General features: G+C 56.9%; 15 protein-coding genes. All 15 read right to left on the reverse strand.

Annotated elements, in window-relative coordinates; translation table 11 throughout:
* Positions 1-80: 80 nt before the first annotated feature.
* Positions 81-911 (reverse strand): UDP-3-O-acyl-N-acetylglucosamine deacetylase, encoded by an 831-nt coding sequence (gene lpxC / locus D7D26_RS03540; protein WP_078016576.1) that lies wholly within the window; start codon positions 909-911, stop codon positions 81-83.
* Positions 880-1,923, reverse strand: a complete 1,044-nt coding sequence (gene lpxD, locus D7D26_RS03545) for a UDP-3-O-(3-hydroxymyristoyl)glucosamine N-acyltransferase (RefSeq protein ID WP_120372053.1) — start codon at positions 1,921-1,923, stop codon at positions 880-882. Before lpxD ends, lpxC begins: the two co-directional genes overlap by 32 nt.
* A 25-nt stretch (positions 1,924-1,948) precedes the next feature.
* Positions 1,949-3,226 carry a hypothetical protein gene (locus D7D26_RS03550; protein ID WP_120372054.1) on the reverse strand — a complete coding sequence of 426 codons (1,278 nt, stop codon included), beginning with the start codon at positions 3,224-3,226 and terminating at the stop codon, positions 1,949-1,951.
* A 59-nt stretch (positions 3,227-3,285) separates the two neighbouring features.
* Positions 3,286-5,040, reverse strand: a complete 1,755-nt coding sequence (locus tag D7D26_RS03555) for a BamA/OMP85 family outer membrane protein (protein WP_233543452.1) — start codon at positions 5,038-5,040, stop codon at positions 3,286-3,288.
* 55 nt (positions 5,041-5,095) lie between these two features.
* A complete protein-coding gene (locus tag D7D26_RS03560; protein ID WP_078016580.1) occupies positions 5,096-5,716 on the reverse strand; it encodes a hypothetical protein in 621 nt (206 codons plus the stop codon).
* Between the two features lie 25 nt (positions 5,717-5,741).
* Positions 5,742-6,332 (reverse strand): sigma-70 family RNA polymerase sigma factor, encoded by a 591-nt coding sequence (locus tag D7D26_RS03565; RefSeq protein ID WP_078016581.1) that lies wholly within the window; start codon positions 6,330-6,332, stop codon positions 5,742-5,744.
* 136 nt (positions 6,333-6,468) lie between these two features.
* Positions 6,469-7,122, reverse strand: coding sequence for a histidine phosphatase family protein (locus D7D26_RS03570; RefSeq protein ID WP_120372056.1), 654 nt, complete (start codon positions 7,120-7,122; stop codon positions 6,469-6,471).
* A gap of 369 nt (positions 7,123-7,491) precedes the next feature.
* Complete coding sequence (locus tag D7D26_RS03575; RefSeq protein WP_009164320.1) at positions 7,492-8,043, reverse strand: 2-oxoacid:acceptor oxidoreductase family protein; 552 nt, start codon at positions 8,041-8,043, stop codon at positions 7,492-7,494.
* Between the two features lie 11 nt (positions 8,044-8,054).
* Positions 8,055-8,798, reverse strand: coding sequence for a thiamine pyrophosphate-dependent enzyme (locus D7D26_RS03580; protein WP_009164321.1), 744 nt, complete (start codon positions 8,796-8,798; stop codon positions 8,055-8,057).
* A 12-nt stretch (positions 8,799-8,810) separates the two neighbouring features.
* Entirely contained in the window at positions 8,811-9,863 is a 1,053-nt protein-coding gene (vorB, locus tag D7D26_RS03585; RefSeq protein ID WP_120372057.1) for a 3-methyl-2-oxobutanoate dehydrogenase subunit VorB, read from the reverse strand.
* A 16-nt stretch (positions 9,864-9,879) separates the two neighbouring features.
* Positions 9,880-10,095 (reverse strand): 4Fe-4S dicluster domain-containing protein, encoded by a 216-nt coding sequence (locus D7D26_RS03590; RefSeq protein WP_040550366.1) that lies wholly within the window; start codon positions 10,093-10,095, stop codon positions 9,880-9,882.
* Between the two features lie 240 nt (positions 10,096-10,335).
* Positions 10,336-11,169 carry a hypothetical protein gene (locus tag D7D26_RS03595; protein ID WP_120372058.1) on the reverse strand — a complete coding sequence of 278 codons (834 nt, stop codon included), beginning with the start codon at positions 11,167-11,169 and terminating at the stop codon, positions 10,336-10,338.
* A gap of 638 nt (positions 11,170-11,807) precedes the next feature.
* Positions 11,808-13,064, reverse strand: coding sequence for a 3-isopropylmalate dehydratase large subunit (locus D7D26_RS03600; protein ID WP_120372059.1), 1,257 nt, complete (start codon positions 13,062-13,064; stop codon positions 11,808-11,810).
* Positions 13,065-13,076: 12 nt separating this feature from the next.
* Complete coding sequence (locus tag D7D26_RS03605) at positions 13,077-13,571, reverse strand: LeuD/DmdB family oxidoreductase small subunit (protein ID WP_199674678.1); 495 nt, start codon at positions 13,569-13,571, stop codon at positions 13,077-13,079.
* Positions 13,568-14,710 (reverse strand): aconitase family protein, encoded by a 1,143-nt coding sequence (locus D7D26_RS03610; RefSeq protein WP_120372060.1) that lies wholly within the window; start codon positions 14,708-14,710, stop codon positions 13,568-13,570. Before D7D26_RS03610 ends, D7D26_RS03605 begins: the two co-directional genes overlap by 4 nt.
* Positions 14,711-14,910 lie beyond the last annotated feature (200 nt).

Consider the following 14,910-nt stretch of genomic DNA (forward strand, 5'->3'; position numbering starts at 1 on the left):
GTCACTCACCTGTACCATGCTGCGCACATGATTCCCCGACGCGTCGCCGTGAACAGGCAAAACTTTATGATGCGGATTTTTTAAGCCGAGACAAACTCGCGCGCGATACGATCGACCAGTTTCTGATGCATGGCATGCCCGGCCCGTATCCCGACAAAATGGCCGATAACCGGCTTGCCTATCAGCGTCAGATCGCCCATCATATCCAAAATTTTATGTCTGACAAATTCATCCGGGCGTCTCAAACCGCCGGGCGTCAGAACTCTTTGACCATCGACGATCAGGGCCGTTTCCACCGTTCCGCCCAGCCCCAAGCCCAGAGAACGCATGTGCGCCACTTCTTCGTACAGACAAAACGTCCGGCACTGTCCGAGTTCCGCGACAAAGTTGTCTTTTGTCGGCACGACGGTCGCGGCCTGAGTGCCGATGGCGTTGTCGCCGTATTCGATCACATAAGTGAAGCTGAGCCGATCGGACGGCAGGACGGCGCATATTTTCTTCTCGTCCTCGGAAGTCACGCACACCGGGGAAGAAACGCGCAGGTACGACGGCTCCCCGGGAAGCTCTTCAAGCCCCGCTTTCAGGATTTCCTCGCAGAACGGAGCGGCGCTGCCGTCAAGCAGCGGCGTTTCGATCCCCTCGGGGCAAAGGATAACGTCGTCAACGCCGAGGCCGCGCAGCGCGCCGAGCAGGTGCTCTACCGTCATCACCCGATGGGAATCGAACGCGAGAACGGTTCCGCGCCCGTCGCCGGAGTACTTTGCGGATTGGATCGGGAAACGCTTGCCGCCGAAAAGGAACACATATCCCTCGCCGCTGTCGGCCGGCAGCAGCTTCATCGAGACCGGCTTGCCCGAATGAAGCCCGACGCCGCTGAAGTCAATCTCTTTTTTCAGCGTGCGGCGGCTCATGAGCAGCAACCTCTTCCAATTTTTTCAAACGCTTCAGCAGATCGGGAACGCGGCGCAGCGAAGCCTTGAAACGAAAGTCTTCCATGTGATCGGTGGCGGGATGCCCCGAGAGGATCTGCCCCGGCTTGGTGCTCTTCATAACGATCCCCATTCCGGCGATCTGAGTGCCGCGAGCGACTTTAATATGGCCGTTCAAACCGCTGCGCGCTCCCATGACGACGCCGTCTTCGATGGTCGTGCTGCCGGCGACGCCCGATTGACTGGCGATGATGCAGTTTTTCCCGACGTGGCAGTTGTGGCCGATCTGCACTTGATTGTCCATTTTCGTGCCGTTCTGCACAACGGTAGCCGCGATCGTCGCCCGATCGATGCAGGTCCCGGCGCCGATCTCCACGTCGTCGCCGACGACGACCCGGCCGATCTGCGGAACTTTTACGTTCTCGCCGTCAGGACCGCCGGGGATGATGCCGAAGCCGTCGGCTCCCAAGACCGCGCAGCTGTGGATAAGGCACCTCGCGCCGACTTTCGTGCGGCGCTGAAGAACGGCCATCGGTTCGAGCACGCTGTCGTCGCCGATCTCCACGTCCGGGCCGACGTATACGTTGGCGATCAGCCTGACGCCGCTGCCGATACGCGCGCCGGCGCAGACCGTACAGTTCGGCCCGACGTATGCGGAAGGCGCCACGATCGCCTCAGGATCGACGAATGCGCTGCCAGAGATCCCGACAGGCGGCGCATAGCGCGGTTCGAAGATCGCCAGAAGCGCCGCCATTGCCGCGCGGAATGACTTTACCTTCAAGCCGTCGCGTCCGTCGGGAAAATTCTTTTCATCCGCGACGACGGCGACGTTTTCCGGAAGGGCGCGGGCGAGCTTCTGCGACTCTATAAAACTCAAGCGTTCAGGAGCGCAGTCGTTCAACTCGGAAAGGCCCTCGACGATCCGTTCGCCATTTCCGCAAACAGTCGCGCCGATCCGCTCGGACAACTCGCGCAGACGGTACGAATTTTCCATGGCAGCTCTCTCCTTAAATTATCCCTCAAAGGTTGCTGAACGCGCGAAGGCTGACGCGATCGTCCTGCCGGTTATCGTAATACAGTTCGAACGCGACATAACGGTTCAGACGGTAGCCGATGGCCGCTTCCAAATCGTCATCGTCGCTGTATCTCAGCCAGCCATAGAGACCGGGGCGGTCGCGCCCGAGCCACAGGCGATACCAGAGCGGAGACGAATCTTCCGTACTACCTTCCAGTCCCAGCCACATGAATTCCAACGGCGAGAAACGCAGCCCCGCTCTGCCGTCAACATGCCAATGCTCAAGTCCCATGACGATCTCGGCGTAAGCTTCCGCCGGAATTTTCGGGCCCAACGGGAAATACCTGCCCAAATGAAGCCCGGCTTCCAGCCTCGCGGGACCTCCGGCATGCACGGAAAACCAGCCGCGAAACGAATAAGTCGTGCTTTCGATGTGAGTCGTCACTTTCGTGATGGGTTTGACGGCAATGTCGTTCACCGACGAAGCCCGCAGCATTCTCAGCCATTTGTTCTGCAGCTGTTTCTCCCCGAGCCACCGCTCCATCTCCGCGAGGTGGAAACTGATCCAGCCGAGCGGCAGCCCCGTCAGCGGCGAAAGATACTCGAGCGTCTTGTCGCTCATCCGGTCCGTCAGCAACTGCGGAAGCGAAGCCGACAGCGTCTCCGGAGAAAAGGCGAGCAACAAGGGCGGCCGAAGGTAAAGCTTCAGATCGAGCAGAGCCTCCAGATCCTCGGCGTGAACGCGCACCGAGCAGCGCCATCCCGGAATATATTCGTCGATGATTTTATCGATCTGGCTCTGAAAGCTCTCCGCGCTCCAGCGCAGGGCCTCCGGCGGCACGTTCTCCACGATTTCCCGAAGCGGAGGCACGGCGCGTTCGATATCGTTCTTCATCCAGGCGGAACAGGGCTCCGGCAGACGGGCGCTCCCTTCCGACATTTGCAGGGAAAGGCGCCAGTTCCATCTGCGCGGCGGCTCCATCGAGACGAACTTCTGATTGACAAGCGAAACCTTAAAACCCGGAAAGAGGCGGCTCCCCACGAGGGCCAACGCCTCCACCGCCGCCTGACGCGAGAGCCGGCTGCCTTGCAGTTCGCGCCAGACGGCGCTCATGCTTCCCTGGATCGAACTTTTGAGCCATGCCGGAGCATCGCAGCGCAGCGGCAGCGCGGGCATCGCCCGGCTTTGCGCGGGAATGACGCCGAGAAAAAGAGCTGCTGCCGGAAGAATGCGCCAAAAACATTCGGCAACGATCGCGGGAACGTGTTTCCTCTGAAACATTCCTTTCGGCCTCCCTCCTTCTGCAGCAGCTTATTTTCATGTTATTCCGGGCTCGAGTTTTAGAACATCTCGCCAAAGCCGAAGTGGAACTGCGTCTCATCTCCTTTGGCCACGTCGACGCGGATATTGCCGAGCGGCGTCTTCACTCTGACGCCGACGCCGGGAGAATCTTCCAGATCATCAAAGCTAAAGCCTTCGCCTTCCGTTTTGCTCCACGCATTTCCGATGTCGTAGAAAGCGACGATCGAGAAGTTTTCGTCGATGGGGATGCGCAGCTCGACGTTGCCGAGGAACATCTCGTGTCCCTTGAAGTCGCCGCTTTCATAACCGCGCAGGCTGTTGGCGCCGCCCAGCGAGTAGCGCTCGGAAAGCGGGATGGCTCCGTCGGAGAAACCGGCGCGCACGCGCAGGGCGAGGATGATCGGCCGGTCCTCGGTCTGTCCGAGATCGATGTAGTCCTCCAACCCCTTGATAGGCACGTAGGCGACGGCTTCGGCCCAGTATTTGGTGTAATCCCATTCGCCGCCGAGAGCTTCCCAGGCGTGTTCGACGCCGATCGTCTCGCGGTCGCCCTTGGGGTAACTCAGATATTTGTCGACGTTGTTGCGAGTCAGTTCAAGCGTCGTTGAAAAGACCTTGCTGTTGAGCGAGTCCTCGTCGACAACGCGACCGAACCAATAGCGGCTCTGGGCGTCACTCAACCCACCCGCAGTCCCGCTGTAATTGATCTTGCTTTTATGCCAGTCAGCCGTCAAGTACCAACTGAACATCTCGCTGCCGCCAAATTTACGACCGATACCGGCATAGAACCCCGTTCGATCCTCCTCATACTCGAAAGCGTTGAAGCGCTGACGAACACCGCCAATTTTGCCGTTGTAACGATAGGTCAGATCGTCGTCTTCACGCTTGTAGGCGCCGAGCTTCCAAGAAAACGTCTTCTTGTCCATGTAAGGGTCGGACAGCGACAGCCAGTAATTTTTATAGTCGCCCTGATCGAAGCCGATTTCGAAAATCCTGGCCCGGCCGCCGAGATTGCTTTCGCGGTAGGAAGCGCCGCCGCCCAGTCCGCTGCTCGACCCGTAGCTGACCGAGAAGATCAAGCTGGCGCTTCGCTTCTCCTTGACGGTGACAATCACGTCGACGTTGTCGCTGTCTTCGACCGGTTCAAAACCGACGTTGACATCCTCGAAGAAGCCGAGGTTGCGCAGCTTTGTGATGGAATGGCGCAGGAGCGTCGAGTTGAAGAGGTCCCCGTTTTTCAAGGGGATATTGCGGCGGATGACGTAGGTCTTGGTGCGCCGGTTGCCCTGGATGACGATGTCGTTGATGCGCGGCTCGACGATCAGCACGGTGACCACGCCGTCTTCCACCTGCACGTCCTGCACGCGGGTCATGACGTAGCCGTCGGCCTGAAAGCGTTCTCTGAGGCGCTGGATGTCGTTCCTGAAAAAAACGCGGTTGAAGATCATGCCGGGCTGCGTGAAGAGCATTTTCTTCAATTTGTCTTCTTTGTAGATCGTGTTGCCTCGGAAACGAATCTCCTTGATGGTCGGGTTCTCGGTGACTACAAAGGTGAGAACAAGCTCCCCGTTCGCGTCCGCGGCGACTTTCGCGTCGACGTAGGAGAAAAAGCCCTGGTCGTAAATCGCCTGGATATCGTCCATGACCTGCTGCTGATTCAGCTCATCGCCGACCTTGGTCTTCACCGCCCGCAAGATATGAGAAGCGACAACTTCGTTGTTTCCTTCGACCCTCAGGGCAGAAACCGTTTGGGCACAAGCGGCGCTGCCGACGGCGAGCAAAACGAAGCACATTGCGAATAATTTTTTCAAAGAACGAACCAACTGTATTCCCTCCATGACCCTCAAATTAATGGAACTCGAGCACAACTGAGTTATTGCTTTTATACAGCGCTTTCCGGCCAACCTCCACAAGACGGTACATATCGGCGTCGGAAAGCTTTGACGCGGCCGGCCGGGGACGGGCAGCCGTCCTCGCTTCGGCGCCGGACATCCCGGTGTCTGTCAGCGACCTGTTCCCCGCGGCTTGGAGAGAGTTGCCGGTTTGCGCCGGCGGCGCGCTGCTTCGCATGGGCTCCGCAGTCCTTTTTCCCTCTGACGTCGGCCGGCCATTATAACGGCTCATTTCCGTTCTCAGCGATTGCGACACCGAAAAATCTCCCCGCACCCCGCCTGCATCCGCCCGCCGCATTTGCGACACGGCGATCGGCGTTTCGGACTCGGTCACGTGCAGAGGGCGCGCCAGGAACAATATGGCCGCGAAAGCCGCCGGCAAAATCATCACGGAGGTACGGACGGAGCGGCGCGCATTTCCGCTCTGATGGCATAACAAAAGCTCCTGCCGGGCGTCATCCAGCTCAGCACGAGCGCATTCAACATCGAGTATGGCATCGGAAAAATTCCCGTCGGCGCTCATGGTCTGAGCGCGCCGGATCCAACGAATCACTCGGCTGTATTGCTTATCGAGCATTTTTCCTCCTTGTGAGACAACGGAATCATCTTATTATCCCTGCCGCCGCTCCAGAAGTTGCACATTCCCGAGAAAACCATTCTTTCAATTGCGCCAGCGCCTTTTTCTTCAAACGATAGACGTGGCTGACGTCAAGGCTCATTTCTTCCGCCAGCTCGCGGGCGTTTCTGCATTCGACCACCAGCTCGCGCAAAATGTGCGCTTCGCGTTCGGGAAGCTGAAGAAGGCCCTCCCGCAGCATGATGATCTCCTCGACTTCTCGAAATTCCGCCGTTTCATCGCCGTCCTCGCACTCGATGTCGACGGGGATCGGGGCTTTCGCCTCCACTCTCTGGAGAAAATTGAGCATCTGCCCTCTGATTCGGTAGCAGGCATAGGTTGTAAAACGGTGCCCCAAGTTCACGTCGAATTTATCGACGGCGCGTATCAACGCCAGAGTCCCCTCCTGCACAAGGTCGGAAAAGCGCTGCCCGTTTACCCTGAACTTTTTAGCGACCCAATACACCAGCGGACGATAGGCGAGGATGAGCTGCTCTCGCGCCTCCTCGTCTCCGGAGGACATCGCAAGCCAGAGTTTTTTTTCTTTTTCCCAGTGAAGTTCGCTTGCTTCGCCCATTTCGTCCTCCCACAGTTGAATTTTTATCTATTTTACCAGTTCTTGAGGCTTTTTGCTCGTTCATGCCAGTTTTCGGCATAAGAAGCAGGCGGCCCTTTTCAGCGCCGCCGCGGTCTTCTCATTGAAAAAGAACGGATTAAAATGGCACCGGCAGCGATTTCCGTGAAGCTCCCTGCGACGAAACGGCGCTGTGGAGCGTGTCGTTATAAAAACAGAGGACAAATTTTTCTCCCGTGTCCTCAAGCCCGGTCAAAGCGCAATTATTCATGCGGAAGTTTTTCCAGACCGCCTCCAGCGAGAGATTCAGAGCTTCGGACAGAAAAGCCCGCAAAGTTCCGCCGTGCGAGACCACCAAAATACGTTGTCCCCGCGTTTTCCGCAAGGCGGCAAGGACCCTTCTGACACGGATTTTGATCTCGTCGGCCGATTCCGCATGAGGGATTTTCACGGAGAACGGATGCGCCGCCCAACGCGAATAATCGTCGCCGTGTTTCCGCAGCGACGAGACGCTTTGACCTTCCCAATCGCCAAAGCCGATTTCGCGCAGATCATCCATGACATGAAGGGCGCTCCGCTCGCAGTCTGCGGCGATCGCAGCCGTCGCCACAGCCCTTTTTAAAGGGCTGACATAAATTTCCTCGGGAGCCCATTCGGCGATCCGCTCCGCAGCCATTGTCGCCTGCCGTATGCCCAGTTCATTCAAGGGGATGTCCATGCGCCCCTGAAAGCGCATCTGCGCGTTCCAGTCGGTCTGGCCGTGGCGCAGCAGTAGAATTTTTCTCGTCGTCATCACACGCTCTCCTGGATAGTCGACTCATCCGGCGATTGTCCGCCAGAATCCTCACTTCGATTGGCGCTTCACCTTCGTCCGACCTCCGCCGAAAAAGCGAACGGCTTTTTCAGCGCGCGCCTTCAAAAAACCGTCCTGCCCCGGCAGAGGTACAGCGTCCCCGCGCAGCGTCGCAGAAAACGGCAGGACCATAAAATGATACCTCATCTGAACGCGTCGTTTCAAGACGTTTTTTTGGACTTGGGGCGACGCCGGCTTTCGTTCGGATCGTTTCCTGCCGATGGACAAAAAAAGCGCCTCCAGCGAATTTTACAGGCTGGAGGCGCTTTTTTACTCCGAGATGGAGCTGCGATGACCTACCTCATCTTGTCAGGCTTTGTCCGCCTGCTCGAAACCGCACTGCAGAGCCTTGAGATTCATCGGCAAGAACTGCGGCTTTTTCTTGCCAAGCTTTTCTTCCACGACATGTTTCGCAGACTCGCGGCTAATGATCCCGGAGGCGGCGACGGCCGCGCCCAGCAGGACGATATTCGCCGTCTTGGGGCTGCCGCACTCGGCCGCGAGCTTCTCGGCGGGAACGGGAATCACCGTGATATCCTGACGCGGATTTTCGTATTTCACGAGATCGCTGTTATAAACCAGAACGCCTCCCGCTCGGGGCGAGCTCTCGAATTTGGCCAGCGACGGCTGATTGAACACCACGCAGACATCGCACTTGTTGATGATCGGCGAACCCACAGGCTCTTCGCTGACAACGGTGCTGCAATTCGCGGTGCCGCCGCGCATCTCGGGACCGTAGGAAGGGATCCAGGATACGTTGCGCCCCTCGTCCATACCGGCATAGGCGACAAGCTGCCCCAGCATCATGACTCCCTGCCCGCCAAAACCGGCCGCGATCAATTCTTTGTAAAATCCAGCCATTTTCCTTCCTCCTATTCAAAGTCCTTGAACACGCCAAGGGGATAATAGGGGATCATGTTCTTCATCTGCCAGTCGAAGGCGTCAAGAGGCGAAAGCCCCCAGTTCGTAGGACACGTCGAGAGAATCTCCACGAAGCTGAAGCCTTTCCTGTCGATCTGGTTCTGGAAGGCCTTTTTAATCGCTTTCTTGGCTTTGGCGATGTAGGGTTTCGCCAGAGAAACCCGCTCGATATACGCAGGCGTCTCCAGAGACGTCAACAATTCGCACATGCGGATGGGATATCCGGTCAGCTCGGCGTCGCGCCCCTGAGGACACGTGGTGGCCTTCTGCCCGATCAAAGTCGTGGGGGCCATCTGGCCGCCCGTCATACCGTAAATGGCGTTGTTGATAAAGAAGACGCAAATCTTCTCGCCGCGATTGGCGGCGTGGATGATTTCTGCCATACCGATGGAGGCAAGGTCTCCGTCGCCCTGGTAGGTAAAAACGACCTTATCGGGCAGAACTCTCTTGATGCCGGTCGCCGTCGCCGGCGCCCGGCCATGAGCCGCTTCGATGAAGTCGATGTTTATGTAGTCGTACATCATCGCCGCGCAGCCGACGGGCGACATGCTGATCGCATCGCCCTGGATGCCAAGCTCGTCAATGGCTTCGCAGATCATGCGGTGAGCGATGCCATGGCCACAGCCGGGACAATAGTGAGTATGAACGCCTTTCATCCATGTTTCAGGTCTCGAGTAGACTTTGACTTCAGACATTCTGTTTCCCCCCTAGGCAAAAAGCTTTCTGCACGCGTTTTCCACTTCTTCAACGGAAGGAGCGAAACCGCCGCAACGGCCGTAAAACGTCACCGGATAGCGGCATTCCGTGGCAAGTTTCACGTCGTCGATCATCTGTCCACAGTTCATTTCCACATCGAGAATGTGCCTCACCGTGGCCGGCAAATTTTTGAAGTGGTCCGCCGGGAAGGGATAGACCGTGATCGGGCGGATCAGTCCCACTTTTTTGCCCTCGGCACGGAGGTGCATGATCGCCGTTTTGGCGATGCGCGCCGTGGTCCCGAAAGCCGTGATGATCACCTCGGCATCATCGACCATGTAATCCTCGGCCATCGCATCCTGCTTCATCAACTCGTATTTTTTCTGCAGATCTTTGTTGTGCTCTTCAAGAGGCCCCGCGGCGAGATACAGGCTGTGGAACAAGGTGCGCTTGTTTCCGCGCTCTCTGAAACAGCCCACGGCCCATTTCTGCCAGTCGCCGCGTTCTGCGGTGCGTTCCTTGATCTCTACCGGTTCCATCATCTGTCCCATGAAACCGTCCGCCAGGATCATGACAGGATTCATATACTTGAATGCATAATCCCAGGAACGCTGGATCAGATCGACCGCCTCCTGGAGGTTGCTCGGCGCCAGCACGAACAGATGATAATCGCCGTTGCCGCCGCCGCGGGTGGCCTGACTGTAGTCGCACTGCGAGGGCAGAATGCCGCCCAGCCCCGGACCGCCGCGCACCACGTTCATGACGACGCAGGGATATTCATTGGCGGCAATGTAGCTCAGTCCCTCGGACATCAGCGAAATCCCGGGGCTGGATGACGAGGTCATGATCTGCGCTCCCGTGGATGCCGCCCCAAGCACCATGTTGATCGAGGCGACTTCGCTCTCACCCTGAACATAAACGCCGCCCACTTCGGGAAGGTGTGCCGCCATATATTCGGGAACTTCGTTCTGAGGCGTAATAGGATAACCGAAGAAGTACCGGCATCCCCCGCTGATCGCGGCCTGTGCAAGGGCTTCGGCGCCCTTCATAAGAACTTTCGCCATGATAAAACCCCCTTAGTTATGCGTTCTCGCGGAAAACTTCAATGACCGCGTCAGGACATGTCATAGCGCACAACGCGCAACCGATGCAACCTTCTTTGTACTGCTCCACAGGACGGTACCCCTTGACGTTCAGGTGATCCGAGATGCGGAGGACTTTCTTCGGACATGCGTCAACGCATAGCCCGCAGCTCTTGCAGTACTCCTCTGCTACCGTGATTCTCCCCTTTGCCATTTATACAACCCCCTTTAAAATCATTGCTGCCCTGAAAAAAATCGTTCGCGAACCGCGTCATGCTTAGTTTTCGCCACAAAGGCGAGCGTCTTTCGCCTTTTTTATGGCGCCGCCCTCAAAGCCCCGCTTCGCGTCAAAGCGCGTCGAAAACTGCGCAAAATCGTGCGACGCATGTTTTTTTCGGCGCGGGCGCGCGAAGGCGCGGCATTTTCAACGATGACTTTTAATCGAAATTCGGTGTCAGAAATTTTCCGGCGGAATTCCCCTCCCCAAATTCTGAAAGGGAGACTGTCCTTTTTCCCGGAAGATACGGCCGGCATGATGCCGTGCGGGAAAGCCGGTTGCCCAGATCGCGCCGGGTTCCCAGGGAAGAAGCATATATCTGGAAACAGGCCAGACAGGGACACGTTCCCCGGCCAGCGCTTTCACGGTGTCCTCGTAGAGTTCCGGCGACGTTCCCACATACAGCAGGGGCAGTCCCATGCGCCGCGCGGCGTTTTGAACAAGTTGATATCCTTCCGTTACCGTTTCCACCGTCGTTTCGTTCATCAAATGCGAATTGCTGATCAAAGCGCCGACCTTCAGTCCGCAGATTTCCTCCATGCGGCGGCACATCAATTCAATCTTCTCCACGGTGCACGTCTGAGGACGAAAAGCGTTCACGACGAGCACAAGCAGGTACCCCGCCTGAATGATGCGCTTCTGAAACTGCTTCAGCGCCAGCGCCCCCTCGGCGTCCCCGCCGATGTCGATCATCAGCTTGCCGGGAGACGACAAAGCCCAGTCGACCTCCGCGCTGACGACCGGCATATCTGCCCATTTCGCCTGCCCCGGCGCGGTCAAGACCGTAAACCCCTTCTTCTCCAGCGCATTGACGACCTGTCGGATGCAGAAGTATGGATTGATGATGTCAGCGTCGGCAATCGTTACTTTTTCCTCAGTCGTCTTCAAGCCCAGAGCGAGATTGAGGACCCATTCAGTTTTTCCGGATCCCAGAGCGCCCGTGACCGCTATCGCTTTCGGCCACTCGTAACGCTGGATCAGATCCTTGAAAAGCCGCATGTCAACAGGCATTTTTATCCTCCCCTGTGTTTTTGCAAAGAAAAATTTCCTCCGTAACGTGCGTCATGCTGTTTGCTCGGCCATGGGCGCGGTCATCATTTTCAATGAGGAACGATGCGAGATAATAAAAACTATCGTAAGACCAGCGGCATAAAGCACGTGAAGATACGTTACATACCTTTGTCTTGCGTGTCGATCGGTTTTGCGAAACATGACGCAACCCCTCATCCTCCATCCTGACGCCCCTCCGTATCTTTTCTATCTTCATTCTACCTTATTATTTTAATAATTCCAGCCCCGGCAATTTGCCGATAATAATTTATTTTAAGATTTTACCGAGTGAACTTTCCGTTATCATCGCATCTTGCAGGGTGTCGACAATTTATTTTTTAACAATTCTCAATAGTAGAATTTATTTTTTCGCCCTCAAGAGAAGGATATGGCGCGCGCAAAAGACAAAAGGAACAACGAGTTTTTTCCTCGAGCCCGATTCCCAATGACGCTAAAATCGGAATGAAAAGCCAATAGTACGTTTGAAGCCATCCCTCCATCAACAAAAAGCGGACCTTCCCCGCGTGTCAAGGAAGGTCCATCGATCTATCGCAACGTGTTTTCGGCTGATTTTCGCCGCCCTGCGGAGGGCGCCATGGTTACTCGAGCACTTCCCGAGGATCGGTAATCTTCCCGCGCAACGCCGAAGCGGCGACTGTAGCCGGTGAGCCGAGGAAGATCAATGACTTGGCGGAGCCCATGCGGCCAAGGAAATTGCGGTTATGGGAACCAAGTACGACTTCGCCGTCGCTCAGCAAACCGCTGCCACGTCCCTGACAAAGGGAACAAAACGGCTGTGTGACGATCGCACCGGCACGCACCAGCGTCTGGATGTAGCCCAACTTGACCGCCTGCCGATAGATGGCGACGGAGGCTGGCGTAACAATGAATTTAACGCGCGCCGGCACGTGATGTCCCTCGAGGATCTGCGCGGCAACGGCAAGATCCTCGAGGCGTCCGTTCGTGCAGGAGCCAAGAAAGATCTGGTTGACTTCAAGCCCTTCCTTTTCGCTAACCGGATGAACGTTGTCAACGTACTGCGGACAGGAAAGATTCGGCACTAACGTGGCCGCATCGTAATGGAGTCCGCGCTCATACCTGGCATCGTCGTCAAACTGCAGCCACGCGACGCTTTCTTGCTCAACCGAGCTGTATTCGCACGTTTTTGCGTCGGGAGCAAACAAACCGACTTTGCCGCCGCATTCCACCGCCATGTTCGACATGGTCAAACGGGCGTCGACGCTCAACGAATCGACCGTAGTCCCGCAAAACTCCAGGGATTTATAGGTGCCGCCGCTTGCTGTCAGATCACCCAACACTTGCAGAATGATGTCTTTGGAGTAAACTCCCTTGGGAAGCGCGCCGTCGATCTGGATTTTGATCGCCGCAGGCACGCGCACCCACATTTTACCGGTGCCGAGAACAGCGGCCATTTCCGTGTAGCCGATCCCGGTGGCAAAACTCCCCACGGCGCCATAAGTCGTCGTATGCGAATCGGTGACGTAGATCACTGACCCCGGTTTAGCAAAACGCATTTCCGCCATCAGCTGGTGCCCGATGCCCTTGCCGACAAGATGATTCTTCACGCCGAATTCTTCCGCGAATTTGTGCGAGAACGTCAGCGACCATGGATCTTCGCGCAGACTGGTAGGGATCTCGTGGTCTTCAATGATCAGCACGCGATCGGGATCGGCCAGCTTTTTAAAGCCCATTTCCTTGAACTGCTTATAGACAAAGGGGAAATAGATATCGAGAAAAGCGACTTTGTCCGGTCTGGTGATAACGATGTCTCCGGGCTGTACGTTCTCCGCACCGGTATTGCGCATCAGGATCTTTTCAGCCAGCGTATGTCCCACGATGGATTCCTCCTAACGTTCCACGCCGTTCAGTCTTTTCATGCTCTTCACCAGGCCGCCGTCATCCAGAATCTTCATCAGGTCTTCGGGCACTTTGGGAATCGCGTATTCCTTACCCCGGCATGTGACGGCCTTGTTGAGCTCCACCGTGACCTTGTCGCCTTCCTCGCAGTGATCGTAAAGATCGCTCTCGATCAGCAGCATGCCGTTGTTGATGGAATTGCGGAAGAAAATGCGCGCGAAGGACTTCGCGATAATACAGCTGATGCCAAAAGCCTTTAGTACGGCTGCGGCTTGTTCGCGCGAAGAGCCGCAGCCAAAGTTTCTACCTCCTACGAGGATGTCTCCGGGGCGAAGCTGTGCCGCCAGCTCGGGACGGAGTGGCTCGAAAGCGTAGGGTTTCATTTCCTCCACCGTGGGGAACGAAAGGTACTGCGTAGGCATAATGATATCGGTATCAACGTCATCGCGCAGTTTCCAGATACGACCGGAAAATTTACGGATCATGGACGGACCTCCCGTTCTTCGCAGATTTTTCCCGCCAGCGCACAGCGCGCCGCGGTCACGGGAGAACAAACATACACCTTTGAACTCTGGGGGCCTGCCACGCCGCGGCTACAGCGCGACCCGGAAGACACCAGCACTTCGTTTTCGCCAATAAAGCCCTGATGACGCCCCCAGCACACGCTGCATCCCTGCCCCATCATGATTGCTCCGGCATCGAAGAACACATCGATGAGTCCTTCCTCCGCGGCCTGAAGAAAAGCTTCGGAAGTGGCCGGTGCCACCATCAGCCTCACGTGCAGCGGCACCTGTCTGCCGCGCAGCACCTCAGCGGCGGCGCGCAGGTCCTCGATGCGTCCCCCGGAACAGCCGCCGATAAAGACCTCGTTGACAGCGACCTGATCGGCATGAGCCAAAGGCCTCACTCGCGAAACTGTATCAGGACCGGCCACCAAAGGGACCAGCGCATCAGTCTCGAGTCTGAAATCCGCCGAAGCTCTTTCGACATCGAAGAACGCCGCCGTGGCTCCCGTGTCTTTTACCATCTGACAAAGCGTGATGCGGTCATGCCGCGGCATTTTCGCCGCCCCGGCGCCGCAAAATTCGACGGCCTTGTCTTTCAGAGACGTCCCCGCCTTGTCCACAAGCATCAGAGCAAGATCTTTCGCGCCGAGGGGGAACTGCGGCAGGGCCGTGATCTCCACGGAGACCGCCTCAGGCGCGATGAATTCCGTTTCGCCAGAGACCAGAGCATCCGCCATCTGCTCAGGCGACAAGTACAGCCCCAGCGCGTTCGCCGCGCCAAAAATAGGAGCATGAGGAGAACACGATGCGACAACCTGTCCCTCTGCGACAAAACGGTCAAGCATGATCTGGTAGGAGATGCCGGCGCCGTTCATCAATTCGCAGCCTATATTCTCCGCACAGGCGATCAGTTCTTTTTGAAGCGCGGCCGCCTCCACCGAGCCGCAGGGCGTGTCGTGATCGATAAACACTTTGACTCGCTCCGGAAAGCGTACCGTGCGTCCCCTCAGCAATCCAGGCACGGCACTGGCTGCCGCGTCGTTCAGAATGTACCAATCGGGGGTCAGCTTTTTCGTTTCGCCGCTTTTGACACAAAAGAGCTCTTCACACTTGGACATGATTCATTCCTTTCCATCACGCGCGATCGCAAAAAAGGAGCCCGAGTCTCCTTGCGGGGACAGAGACTCCTGCCGTGGAAGTTGCTGCTGCTTCATGCCAATTCCTTACTCAAACGACGAATGTTCTCCAAGCCCTCCGAGGGAGCTCCACGAAGCGAGTTGCGCGAAGCGCGCCGCGGTCGGGCTTGCTCAGAACGACT

It is taken from the genome of Pyramidobacter sp. CG50-2, assembly GCF_003612005.1.
Taxonomy (GTDB): Bacteria; Synergistota; Synergistia; order Synergistales; family Dethiosulfovibrionaceae; genus Pyramidobacter.

Bases quoted from the DNA above. Each gene is read 5' to 3' on its own strand.
- D7D26_RS03570 (WP_120372056.1), bottom strand. From the start codon at position 7,122: ATGACGACGAGAAAAATTCTACTGCTGCGCCACGGCCAGACCGACTGG.
- D7D26_RS03575 (WP_009164320.1), bottom strand. From the start codon at position 8,043: ATGGCTGGATTTTACAAAGAATTGATCGCGGCCGGTTTTGGCGGGCAG.
- D7D26_RS03590 (WP_040550366.1), bottom strand. From the start codon at position 10,095: ATGGCAAAGGGGAGAATCACGGTAGCAGAGGAGTACTGCAAGAGCTGC.
- D7D26_RS03565 (WP_078016581.1), bottom strand. From the start codon at position 6,332: ATGGGCGAAGCAAGCGAACTTCACTGGGAAAAAGAAAAAAAACTCTGG.
- D7D26_RS03610 (WP_120372060.1), bottom strand. From the start codon at position 14,710: ATGTCCAAGTGTGAAGAGCTCTTTTGTGTCAAAAGCGGCGAAACGAAA.
- D7D26_RS03595 (WP_120372058.1), bottom strand. From the start codon at position 11,169: ATGCCTGTTGACATGCGGCTTTTCAAGGATCTGATCCAGCGTTACGAG.
- D7D26_RS03555 (WP_233543452.1), bottom strand. From the start codon at position 5,040: ATGTGCTTCGTTTTGCTCGCCGTCGGCAGCGCCGCTTGTGCCCAAACG.
- lpxD (WP_120372053.1), bottom strand. From the start codon at position 1,923: ATGGAAAATTCGTACCGTCTGCGCGAGTTGTCCGAGCGGATCGGCGCG.
- D7D26_RS03550 (WP_120372054.1), bottom strand. From the start codon at position 3,226: ATGTTTCAGAGGAAACACGTTCCCGCGATCGTTGCCGAATGTTTTTGG.
- lpxC (WP_078016576.1), bottom strand. From the start codon at position 911: ATGAGCCGCCGCACGCTGAAAAAAGAGATTGACTTCAGCGGCGTCGGG.
- D7D26_RS03580 (WP_009164321.1), bottom strand. From the start codon at position 8,798: ATGTCTGAAGTCAAAGTCTACTCGAGACCTGAAACATGGATGAAAGGC.
- D7D26_RS03560 (WP_078016580.1), bottom strand. From the start codon at position 5,716: ATGCTCGATAAGCAATACAGCCGAGTGATTCGTTGGATCCGGCGCGCT.
- vorB (WP_120372057.1), bottom strand. From the start codon at position 9,863: ATGGCGAAAGTTCTTATGAAGGGCGCCGAAGCCCTTGCACAGGCCGCG.
- D7D26_RS03605 (WP_199674678.1), bottom strand. From the start codon at position 13,571: ATGATCCGTAAATTTTCCGGTCGTATCTGGAAACTGCGCGATGACGTT.